8 protein-coding genes are annotated in these 11673 nt (G+C 63.0%); 1 reads left to right on the top strand and 7 read right to left on the bottom strand.

Annotation, left to right across the window (positions count from 1 at the left end):
* Positions 1–2: 2 nt before the first annotated feature.
* Both M5C56_RS07220 and M5C56_RS07215 read right to left on the bottom strand, forming a co-directional pair.
* Positions 3–1103: a polyamine ABC transporter substrate-binding protein gene (locus tag M5C56_RS07220; protein WP_103499207.1), complete on the bottom strand. Its 1101-nt coding sequence runs from the start codon at positions 1101–1103 to the stop codon at positions 3–5.
* A 12-nt stretch (positions 1104–1115) separates the two neighbouring features.
* A complete protein-coding gene (locus M5C56_RS07215) occupies positions 1116–2147 on the bottom strand; it encodes a histone deacetylase family protein (RefSeq protein WP_103499208.1) in 1032 nt (343 codons plus the stop codon).
* A gap of 300 nt (positions 2148–2447) precedes the next feature.
* Here M5C56_RS07215 and M5C56_RS07210 point away from each other — a divergent pair, with 300 nt between their 5' ends.
* Positions 2448–4982 carry an autotransporter outer membrane beta-barrel domain-containing protein gene (locus M5C56_RS07210; RefSeq protein ID WP_103499209.1) on the top strand — a complete coding sequence of 845 codons (2535 nt, stop codon included), beginning with the start codon at positions 2448–2450 and terminating at the stop codon, positions 4980–4982.
* 15 nt (positions 4983–4997) lie between these two features.
* Here M5C56_RS07210 and M5C56_RS07205 read toward each other — a convergent pair whose 3' ends face one another.
* From M5C56_RS07205 to aspA, 5 genes are all read right to left on the bottom strand, one after another.
* The gene (locus tag M5C56_RS07205; RefSeq protein WP_103499210.1) at positions 4998–5990 is read right to left on the bottom strand and encodes an AraC family transcriptional regulator; all 993 of its coding nucleotides are present in this window, start codon (positions 5988–5990) and stop codon (positions 4998–5000) included.
* 223 nt (positions 5991–6213) lie between these two features.
* Entirely contained in the window at positions 6214–6609 is a 396-nt protein-coding gene (locus tag M5C56_RS07200; RefSeq protein WP_103499211.1) for a hypothetical protein, read from the bottom strand.
* Positions 6610–7141: 532 nt separating this feature from the next.
* Positions 7142–8137, bottom strand: coding sequence for an asparaginase (locus tag M5C56_RS07195; protein WP_103499212.1), 996 nt, complete (start codon positions 8135–8137; stop codon positions 7142–7144).
* Positions 8138–8270: 133 nt separating this feature from the next.
* Entirely contained in the window at positions 8271–9716 is a 1446-nt protein-coding gene (locus M5C56_RS07190) for an alanine/glycine:cation symporter family protein (RefSeq protein ID WP_103499213.1), read from the bottom strand.
* Positions 9717–10111: 395 nt separating this feature from the next.
* Complete coding sequence (gene aspA, locus M5C56_RS07185) at positions 10112–11536, bottom strand: aspartate ammonia-lyase (RefSeq protein WP_103499214.1); 1425 nt, start codon at positions 11534–11536, stop codon at positions 10112–10114.
* Positions 11537–11673: the final 137 nt, after the last annotated feature.

Genomic DNA, 11673 nt, shown 5'->3' with positions numbered 1-11673 from the left:
ACTCAGATCCCGGACTTGATCTTGGTCCAGGCCCGCGTGCGGGCCCGTTCGGCCTTCTGGTCCAGGGGCTGCAAGGTGTAGAGGGTCTTCATCGCCGCTTCGGTCGGGTACAGGTTGGCGTTGTGGCGGATCGCCGGATCCACCATTTCGGTGGCGTCCTTGTTCGGGTTCGGATACCCGACAAAGTCGCTGATCGGCGCGATCACCTGGGGTTGCAGCAGGTAGTTGATAAAGGTGTAGGCGTCCTGGGTATCTTTCGCCCCTTTGGGGATAGCCAGCATATCGAACCAGATCGGCGCGCCTTCCTTGGGCAGGCGCATGTCCACCACCACGCCGTTCTTGGCGTCCTTGGCGCGGTTGGCGGCCTGGGAGAAGCTGCCGGAATAGCCGACGGCCACACAGATGTCACCGTTGGCAATATCCGCCATGTACTTGGACGAGTGGAAATAGGTGATGTACGGACGGATCTTCAGCAGCAGCGCCTCGGCTTTTTCATAGTCCTTGGGGTTGTTGCTGTTGGGGTTCAGGCCCAGGTGCTGCAAGGCCAGCGGCAGGATCTCCGACGGTGAGTCGAGCAGGGCGACGCCGCACTGCTTGAGCTTGCTGATGTTCTCTTCCTTGAAGATCAGGTCCCAGCTGTCCACCGGCGCGTTGTCGCCCAGCGCCGCCTTGACCTTGGCCGGGTTGAAGCCGATCAGGATGGTGCCGTACATGTAGGGCACGGCGAACTTGTTGCCCGGGTCGTTGGCCTCGATCAGCTTCATCAGCTTGGGATCGAGGTGGTTCCAGTTCGGGATCTTGCTGCGGTCCAGGGGCTGGAACACGCCGGCCTCGATCTGCTTGGCGAGGAACACGTTGGACGGCACCACCACGTCATAACCGGAGTTGCCGGTGAGCAGCTTGGCTTCCAGGGCTTCGTTGGTGTCGAAGATGTCGTAGACCAGCTTGACCTGGGTGTTCTGGGCCTTGAAGTCGTCCAGGGCCTTGGGGGTGATGTAGTCGAACCAGTTGTAGACCCGCAGGGTGCGCTCCTCGGCATGGACGGCGGTGCTGAGCACGGTGGCGCAAAGGGCTGGGGCAATAAGACGCTTGAGCTTGTTCATTCTTCTAATTCCTCATTGAGCGTATTGGAAACCTTCGAGTACGTTCACGGCATTGATGCCGATTTCTTCTACCGCGTAGCCGCCTTCCATCACGAACAGCGTCGGCTTGCCCAGGCGGGCGATGCGTTCACCCATGCGCAGGTAGTCCGGGCTGTCGAGCTTGAACTGGGAAATCGGATCGTCCTTGAAGGTGTCCACGCCCAGGGAAACCACCAGCACATCGGGTGCGTAGCGTTCGATCTCGCCGCAGGCCTGTTCCAGCGCCGCGCTCCATTGGTCCCAGGCCGTGCCGGCGGCCAGCGGATAGTTGAAGTTGAAACCTTCGCCGGCGCCTTCGCCGAGCTCGTCGGCATAACCGAGGAAGAATGGGAACTCGGCTTCCGGATGGCCGTGGAGCGAGGTGAAGAGCACATCGCTGCGCTCATAGAAAATCGATTGGGTGCCGTTGCCGTGGTGGTAGTCGACGTCGAGGATCGCGACCTTCCGATGGCCTTGATCGAGGAAGGCCTGGGCGGCGATGGCGGCGTTGTTCAGGTAGCAGTAACCGCCCATCAGGTCGCTGGCGGCGTGATGTCCCGGTGGTCGGCAAAGGGCGAAGGCGCTGCGGGCGCCGCGCTGGATCTCGGCCTGGGCGGTGAGGGCGACCTGGGCCGCGCTATAGGCTGCCTGCCAGGTGCCGGCGGTGATCGGCGCGCCGCCGTCGAAGCTGTAGTAGCCGAGTTCGCCGTGCAGGTTTTTCGGGATCACCCGGCGCAAGGTGCGGGCCGGCCAGGTGAAGGGCAGCAGATCGCCGTCATGGCCTAGTGCGGCCCAGCGCTCCCAGGCGCCCTGGAAGAAATTCAGGTAGGCCTCGTCGTGCACGCGGCGGATCGGCTCCAGGCCGAAATCCTCCGGTTCGCGCACCGGGCCGAGGGCCTGATGCTGCACGCGGGCCAGCACATGGTCGGCCCGCGAAGGCATTTCAAAGCAGGGCATCAATTGCCCGTCGATCAGCTCGCAGCGGCCGTGGTGCAGGTGGTGATCGTCGGAATAGACCGTCAGCATTTATTGTTCTCCGATAGCGTGGGCTTGGCGTCATTCTTGATGCCCGGCGCCTTTGCGAGAACGGTGGGAGCGGCCAAAAGGGGATCGATATGGCCAAAATATATGTCCTGATTTCGCCCCTGAACGGAGCGAAGGGCGACGCCGTGGCCTGAAAAGGCGCACGCACGGGGGTTAGTTGTCACGGATTTTTTCGGACAGCCTTGCAGAGGCAACCTGCCGCCGCGATCCGCTTTGCCCGACAGTGGTCCTTGATAGGGATGGATACATTCTCGCCTCCGATAACTCCAGGTAGGGAATGACATGCCGCCGATACAACACCCCCTTGGCTGGGCCGTTGCGCTAGCCCTTTGCACTGCCTTCGCGCCACCCCTGCTGGCTTCCAGCCGGGTGAGCCGGGGCGACACGCTGTATGTGGAGCATCTGGGCGATGCCTCGTCGATCATGGCGTCTAGCGCCGATGGGCTTTTTACCTGGCGCAATATCTCCCTGCGCAACGATGGGGTGGTGAAAGGCCTGAGTGGTTCGGGTGTCCGTGCCTACGGTAACGGCACGGTGTTGAACTGGGGGCGTATCTCCGGCCATCGTGCCGACGGTGTGTATCTCACGGAATACAACGGGGTCAGGATCGACGGGCTGGCGCGGATAGAAAACTACGGCGTTATCGAGGCCGATGTGCCTAAGGGTGTCGGCACCTCTTCAGGGATCTCGATAGGCCGCGGCCTGGTGGTCAACGCCGAGGATGCACTGATCCAGGGGCCCAGCTTTGGCATCCTGGGCCAGGGCAAAGGTCCGATCAATGTGGTGAACCGCGGCACTATTCGTGGGCACCGGGGGATCAAGTTCAACGGCAATCACGATGACAGCGTGACCAACCATGGCTTGATCGAAACCACCTACATACAAAACCAGGACCCCCATGGCTCGACCGCAAGCGCCTATATGAAAGGTGCCTACCGCGCCGGCACGGCGATAGACCTGGGGGGCGGCAACGATACCTTGGCGCTGTACAGCGGCTCCCAGGTGTTCGGGGCCATCGACGGTGGTAGCGGGTCGGACCTGTTGCTTCTCGAGGGCGGCAGCGGCATGTTGGGGAACACGCGCAATTTTGAATCACTGTCGGTCAACCAGGGCACCTGGACCTTGACCGGCCCGGCGGATTTCAGCGCCCAGGCCCGTGTCGGCAACGGCGCGGAGTTGATCAATAACGGTGGGATCACCGGCGCCACCTGGGTTGATCAGTTTGGTGTCTATTCCGGCAGCGGTAGTACCGACAGCCTGGTGGTCCATGGGACGATGTTCGCCAACTCCCAGTCGGGTGCACCTATCGTCACGCGTGATCTCACGATGGGCCCTTCTTCGATGCTGGTGTATGGCATTGACCGCGATGGCGGCAGCTCGACCATCGACGTTGGTGGCACGGCCTATCTGCAAGGGGCGACGCTGGTCCTGCGGCCCACCGCCGACAGTGTGCCGTCGGCCAGTGCGCATACGGTCCTGCGGGCCGGCCAAGTTGAAGGCGCCTTTCACAAGGTGGTCAGCGATCTGGCCTTCATGACCTACCGGCTGTCCTATACCCCCACGGATGTCGGGCTGATTTATAGCCGCAACTATGTGCCCCTGGAACAGATCGCCGAATCCGGGAACGCCAAGCGCCTGGCCGCGAGCCTCGGGCAGACCGCGTATTTTGCCCCGGCCCCTGCGCCCGACGGGCAGCATGTCGATGACACCACGGCTGCGACGCCTGTCGCGGTCGGGCAGGCTTCGCAGCCCCCGGCCCTGGTCTCCAGCCTGATCACGAGTAACGCCGCGACGGCGAGAATCGCCATGAGTCAGCTTTCGGGCAGCCACAATGCCAACCTGGGCAATGCGACCCTGGGCGGGGTCGGCCAGGTCGGTGGCGGCATGCTCTCGGCGATGCGTCAGTGGAGCGACGACCGTCGTTTGCCCGGCTTCGAGACCTCCTCCGGCAGACCTGCGACGCTGGCGTTCGATGCGGATAGCCGTGGCGCAAAGGGCCGGGTGTGGGTTCACGGCCTGGGTAACGCGGGTAAATTCGAGAGCAGCCAGCAGAACGATCAGGCCATGCAGCGCAAGACCCAAGGCTTGCTGATCGGCAGCGACTGGGCACGGGCCGCCGATTGGCGCTTCGGGGTGGTGGGCGGTCAATCGCAGACGCGCCTGGATGGCAGCCATTTCAAGGGTACGATCGACAGCTGGCATCTGGGGGCGTACGCGCTGCATCAGAGCGGTCCCTGGGCGACCCGTCTCGGTGCCGTTCATAGTCGCCATGATGGCAACACCCGGCGTGATGTAGCTTTCGGTGGTTTCAGTGAGCGCCTATCGGGCAGGCACCAGGCCAGCAGCCAGCAGGTGTTCAGCGAGATCGGCTACGCCCTGGGCTTTGGCAACCTGAGTGTGGAGCCCTTTGCCGGCCTCGACTATCAGCGCTATCACCGTCGCGGCTACACGGAAAAAGGCGGCGATGCGGCCTTGAGCGTCAAGGCCCACTCCCAAGGCAATCTGCGCAGTACCCTGGGTGCGCGGTTTGCCCAGCAGCACCAGCTGGATCGCGGCATGAGCCTGGCGCCGCGCCTCAGCGCCGGCTGGAAACACCGGTATGGTGGCCTCACCCATGCCGTCATGCAGTCGTCCGTGTTGGGCGGCGATGCGTTCGAGATCCGCAGCGCCACGCTGGATCGCGACAGCCTGGTGGTGGACGCGGGACTGGATTGGCGCTTCTCCGAGAACCATGCCCTGGGCGTCGGTTATACCGGGGAAATCGCCGACAATCGCCAACTGCACGGTGTTCAGGGTGAATGGACCTTGCGCTTCTGAGCCGCTGTTCGCGTCTTACGGGCGGAACTGACTCGGGCTGACCCCGCTCCAGCGCACGAAGGCGTGGCGGAAGCTGGCGGTTTCGCTGAAGCCCAGCTCATCGGCGATGCGGTGAATCGGTAGCCGGGCTTCCCCGAGCAGTTGTTTGGCGCGTTCGAAGCGCAGTTCGTCGAGCAGTTCCTGATAGCTGCAGCCGAGGTCATTGAGGTGTCGGCGCAGGGTGCGGGCCGAACACTTCATCTGCTCGGCCAGGCCCTCCAGGCCCGGCGCGGTGTGCAGTTGCGCGGCGAGCAACTGGCGGATGCGCCCCAGCCAGGCCTGGCGGCCGGTGAACTCGAGGTTGTGCTTGCGGCAACGCTCGGCCATGGCCTGGTGGGTAATGGCGTCCGCCAGGGGCAAGGGTTGTTCCAGCCAGTGCCGGTCGAAGGCGAACGCGTTGCTGTCGGCCGAGAATTGCCGCGGGCAGTCGAAGCTGTCGCTGTAGTTGGCCTGATAGTCCGGTGCTTCGTGCTCGAAGCGCGCCGCCAGCAAGGGCAGTGGGTGTCCCAGCAGGTCGTCGCAGATGACTTTCAGCGAGACCAGGCATAGCTCGGTATTGAACACCGCCAACTGCGGGTTTTCCCGATAGTCCGCGGCGGTGAACCAGATGCGCTTACCGTCGGCTTCCAGGCTCAGTTCGAAGAGTGTTCCCAATAGCGCCGGATAACGCAGGGCCAGGCGCAAAGCGTCACCGAAGGTGGCACTGGTGAGCAGGGCATAGCCGAGCATGCCGTAGGCCGACACATGCATGCGCCGGCCCAGTTCCAGGCCGATTTCCCGGCGCAGGGCCACGGCATTGGCGCACACCTGCATCTCCTGGTTGGTGGTGATGCGGGTGTCGGCGCGGCTCAGGTCGGCGGCGCTGATGCCGCTGCCGGCCAGCAGCGCATCGCTGGCAAAACCCTTGTCGCGGAAGGCGTTGAGCACTAGGGAGACGGCGTTGAGGGTGGTGAGGTGGGAGTGGAGCATGCTCGATTCCATCCATGGGAGGTATGGGAATCGAGCAAGTTGTGTGCCGACGGCTGACGGATGGGGACAGCACGGATTTTGTGGTGTGGTGCCATCTGATGTGGGAGCGGAGCTTGCCCGCGAAGAACGTTAACGCGGTGTCTCTGAAAAACCGCGGCGTCTTCTTCGCGGGCAAGCTCCGCTCCCACACAGGCTCCGTTCCCACAAAAGCTAGGGGGGCGTTTCAGGTCGGTGTCGGTTGCGACCCCGCCAACAACGCATCGACTACCGCCCGGGCCATTTCCACCGAATGGATCATCGACCAGATCAGCCCGCGTTCGACGCCGCTGCCGTATTCGGTGATTTCATCGGAGACCTCTTCGGCGCAGCGCAGCATCAATGACACATGGATCAGCGCCTGCTCGGCGCTGATGCCTTCCTGCACGTTGAACAGCGAGAGGTGACGGCCGTCGTTGACGCAGCCGGGGCGGGCGGCGGTTTCTTTCAGGGCGGCGAGCAACGGCGGTTCGTGGCGTTGGCTGTTGAGGACCTGCAAGAGGTCGGCATTGGCTTTCTTGAGAATGGCGGTGATCCGGGCGCGGGCGGTCCTGCTGGGCGGATCGGGGACGATTTTATCCATGCGATGACTCCTATTGATGTCATGGAGCCGACACTGTTCGCGACTAAACGAAGGGGGTGGCGGCTGTACGCAGGTTAGTCGACCGGCCAATAGGAAACCGGCGCACCCGAGGGTGCCCTACGCACAGCCACCATAAACCTGGGGGCATAAAAAACGCCGGCCATAAGGTATGGGGGCGCTGTGCGCCTATTGAGCTCGGGCGACTAAACCCGTTCACTGCAATTGGGCAGTGACAAACGGAGACTAGTCACGTGGCTGGACAGGCGCAAGGCGTTGGGATTTTCTAGGAAATGTCGCTCAAGAAAAAGCGATTTGTCTGGTGCTGAGGTTGTTCTGCCCAGGTTTTTTCAATCCCGGTGAGTGAATGGGTTGGCCTCAACACTGCCGTCTTGGGGCCGAACACGGACCTTGTAGGAGCAGGGCTTGCCCGCGAAGGGGCCCTTGAGGACGCCAAAAGCTTCGCGGGCAAGCCCTGCTCCTACAGGTTCCTTGTGTTCTTGAGATCAAGCAGGACCCCAGTCAGCGAGGTGGTTCAGCTCAACTCGCCACACAGGTCCAGCTCGACCAAGCGCCGCACTTCAGCCTGCTCCAGACCCGCCCCCAACAACGCATGCAGCTTGCCGAACACCGCCTCACGGGTCATGCCGCCGCCGGACAGCACGCCGACACCACGCAAACGGCTACCCGCCTCATACACATCCAGCTTGACGCCGCCTTCATGGCACTGGGTGATCGCGACCACCACGATCCCCAGTTTCTGCGCGCGCTGGAGGCTGGCGAGGAACGCCGGGTTATCGCTCGGCCCGGTACCGCTGCCGAAGCACTCCAGCACCAGTGCCTGGATACCGCTGTCGATCAGGCCATCCAACTGCGCGGCGGCGATGCCCGGAACCAGCGGCAACACACCGACCGTCGTCAGTTGTCGGGCCTGACCGTAGCCCAGTTGCACCGGCAAGGTCTGCGCCTTGGCCACGCCGCCCGTGCGCTTCAGCGCCGCAAACGGATGCCGGCCAAAGCTGCGAATCTTCGCGCAACGGGTCGGCGAAAGCATTTCGCCGTGGAAATGCAGGTGCACCCCCGGCGCCAAGCCCTGGCCCAACGCGACCAGCGCACCGCAGACGTTCTCCCAGGCATCGCTGTCCGGCACGCCCGCCGGCAGCATCGAACCGGTAAACACCACCGGTGCCGGCAACCCCAGCAGTTGGAAGCTCATCGCCGCCGCGCTGTACGCCAGGGTGTCGGTGCCATGCAGGATCAGCACGCTGTCGCACTGTTGCACCTGCACCGCATCGACCACCGCATCCCGCAGGCGCAGCCAGTACTCGGGGGTCATGTTGGCGCTGTCGATCAGCGGGGCCATTTCACGGAAACACCAGTTCGGCACTTTCAGGTCGCTGAGCTGTTCGCGCATCCGCGCTTCGAAACCGGACGCCGGGGCCAGGCCGCTGGCGCTGGCCTGCATGCCGATGGTGCCGCCGGTATAGAGGACCATGACGCGTTGTGCGGCAGGATAAGAGACGGAAGTCATTGCGGGTTCTCCTGGACGAATGCACCGTGCGCCGCAGCATGCCTGCGTGCGCAAGGTGTGTCACGTCAGGTGGCAGGACGCCACCTGGTAAGGTCTGTCGCGTCGGGCGGCAGGGCGCCGCCCGCGGGAGCGATCAGCGTTGCGTGGCAGGCACGCCCTGGACAGCGTCTTGCTCGCGTGGCGCGGCTTGGCCCGGGGTTGGCCAGGCTGCCAGGTCCAGGTCCAGATCGGCGAACTTGCTCGAATCGAACACCGGCTGGCTGACGCCGGCACGGCGCTGTGCGTCGTAGTCGCGCATCACCCGCAGGCCGACCTTGAACAGCATGGCCAGGGCGATCAGGTTGACGAACGCCAGGCAGGTCATGGTGATGTCGGCGAAGGCGAACACGGTCGACAGGTTCTGCACCGAACCCCATACGATCAGGGCCAGCACCAGGGCGCGGTACACCATCAACACGATGCGGTTGCGGGTCAGGAACTGCAGGCTGGTTTCACCCAGGTAGTAGTTGTAGAGGATGCAGGTGAAGACGAACAGCGACAGGGCGACGCTGACGAACAGGCGGCCCCAGTCACCGACCACGGCGGCCAGGGAGTTCTGGGTCAGGACGATACCGTCACCTTCGAAGCCTGGGGTGTAGAAACCCGATAGCAGGATCAGCAGGGCGGTACAGGTGCAGATCACGAAGGTGTCGAGGAACACGCTGAACGCCTGGACCACGCCTTGGGCGCCCGGGTGCTTCACAGCGGCCACGGCGGCGACGTTTGGCGCGCTGCCCAGACCGGCTTCGTTGGCGAACACGCCACGTTTCACACCCATGACGATGGCGCTGCCGAGCAGGCCGCCGAACGCAGGGTCAAGGCCGAAGGCGCTCTTGAAGATGGTTTCCAGCATGGCCGGCACGTGTTCGATCTGGCTGAAGATCACGTACAGGGTGACGCCGATGTAGGCCAGGGTCTTGACCGGAACCAGCAGGTCGGAAACCGAGGCGATGCGCTTGATGCCGCCGACGAAGACGATCGCCAGCAGGACCGCCAGGGCGATGCCGGTGTGGTTCGGCGAGAAGCCGAAGGCGTTCTGCAGCGAGTGGGTCACGGTGTACGACTGCAGGCCGTTGAAGGCGAAGCCGTAGGTGACCAGCAGCAGGATGGAGAACACCACCGCCATGCCTTTGAGCTTCAGGCCGTGCTGGATGTAGTAAGCCGGGCCGCCGCGGTACAGGCCGTCGCCATCGGCACGCTTGTAGACCTGGGCCAGGGTGCATTCGAAGAAGCTGCTGGACATGCCCACCAGTGCGGTGACCCACATCCAGAACACGGCACCCGGGCCACCCAGGGTCACGGCGATGCCGACACCGGCGATGTTACCGGCGCCGACGCGGCCGGCGAGGCTCAGCATCAGGGCCTGGAACGAGCTCAGTTGGCCAGCTTGACCACGAAGGGACTCTTTGAAGACGGTGAACATGTGGCGGAAATGGCGGAACTGGACGAATCGCGAACGAATCGTGAAGTAGCTACCGAGCCCGACAATGAGCACGATCAGTAATTTCCCTGAGAGGAAGTCGTTGATGACCTCAAGCATGGAATGGTTCCTCGCTGTTTTTTGATGCAAAGGCGGCTCGTTCGAAATATCGCGTTACACCCGATGTCACTGGGCAGTGTGGGCTGGCGATCTTTCATCCCGAGCTTGCGCGGGTTGTTTTTAGTGTTGTTTCGCGTGTTTCAGTGCCGCTGTACCGCGGATCGCTTACGCGAAGAGGGGCGGCACTATACCTATGAGCACCGCAGTCGTCTGTACTCGTTTGTAGTACAAACGACGAAGCGCAGGGTATTTCTGGTGAAGGCAGGGGCCGGGATAGAGCCTTCGTCCTACTTTCGGTTGTAAAAAAAAGGGCCTGAAGAGTGACCTTCAGGCCCTCAAAAGGTGAGAGGTGTCTAGTCCCTCGACCTGGTGAGCGTGTTGCAGTCCGGTGAAGTTCAGCCCTTCAGGGGCACCAGACGCGGAGCAATCATGTTTTCCGGGCGCAGGATGTCGGCGAGCATGGCGTCGTCGAGCAGGCCTTCTTCGCGCACCAGTTCCAGTACGCCACGGCCACTTTCCAGGGCGATGCGGGCGATCCGGGTGGCGTTTTCATAGCCGATGTAGGGGTTCAGCGCGGTGACCAGGCCGATGGAGTGTTCCACCAGTTCGCGGCAGCGCGCTTCGTTGGCGGTGATGCCGACGATGCAGTGTTCGCGCAGCATGTCCATGGCGCGTTGCAGCAGGCGGATCGAGTCGAAGATCTTGAAGGCGATCAGCGGTTCCATCACGTTCAGTTGCAGTTGGCCGCCTTCGGCCGCGATGGTCAGGGCCAGGTCGTTGCCGATGATCTGGAACGCCACCTGGTTGACCGCTTCCGGGATCACCGGGTTGACCTTGCCGGGCATGATCGAGCTGCCGGGCTGACGCGCTGGCAGGTTGATTTCGTTGATGCCGGTGCGCGGGCCGCTGGACAGCAGGCGCAGGTCGTTGCAGATCTTCGACAGCTTGACCGCGGTGCGCTTGAGCATGCCGGAGAACAGCACGAAGGCGCCCATGTCGGAGGTGGCTTCGATCAGGTCGGCGGCCGGTACCAGCGGTTGGCCGCTGATCAGGGCCAGGCGGTCGACCGCCAGTTGCTGGTAGCGCGGGTCGGCGTTGATGCCGGTGCCGATGGCGGTACCGCCCAGGTTCACTTCGGTCAGCAGTTCCGGAGCCAGGGTCTTCAGGCGGGCCAGGTCTTCGCTCAGGGTGGTGGCGAAGGCGCGGAATTCCTGGCCGAGGGTCATCGGCACGGCGTCTTGCAACTGGGTGCGGCCCATTTTCAGGACGTGGCTGAACTCCTGACCCTTGGCGGCGAAGGCCTGGATCAGGCTGTCGAGGCTGGCGAGCAGGGCGTCGTGGCCCAGCAGCAGACCCAGGCGGATGGCCGTCGGGTAGGCGTCGTTGGTCGACTGCGCCATGTTCACGTCGTTGTTTGGGTGCAGGTACTGGTATTCGCCTTTGCTGTGGCCCATGGCCTCCAGCGCGATGTTGGCGATGACTTCGTTGGCATTCATATTGGTCGAAGTGCCAGCGCCGCCTTGAATCATGTCGACCACGAACTGCTCGTGGAAGTCGCCGCGCACCAGACGGGCACAGGCTTCGCTGATGGCCGCGTGTTTGGCTTCGGTCAGGTGACCGAGCTCGCGGTTGGCGTCAGCGGCAGCTTGTTTGACCATGGCCAGGGCCACGACCAGCTTCGGGTAGTGCGAGATCGGGACGCCGGAGAGACGGAAGTTGTTCACCGCTCGCAGGGTCTGGATGCCGTAATACGCGTCGGCGGGTACTTCGAGTACGCCAAGCAGGTCTTTTTCTGTGCGGAAAGATGCAGCGGAGGACATGATAGAAATCATCTCGATAAGAACCCGGTCGGTGCCGGAACGTTGGCAATGCTAGGCTTGAGGGAATTTTTGGGCCAATGCTGTTCAGCACTGGCCTATGCACAAACGGCATAATGTGGATGTGACGCGTTGTGTAT

The organism is Pseudomonas sp. MWU13-2862 (assembly GCF_023242495.1).
In the GTDB taxonomy this organism is placed as follows: domain Bacteria; phylum Pseudomonadota; class Gammaproteobacteria; order Pseudomonadales; family Pseudomonadaceae; genus Aquipseudomonas; species Aquipseudomonas gingeri_D.
The sequence above is the reverse complement of the archived record's forward strand: the minus strand, read 5'-3'. Positions and strand labels throughout refer to the sequence as shown.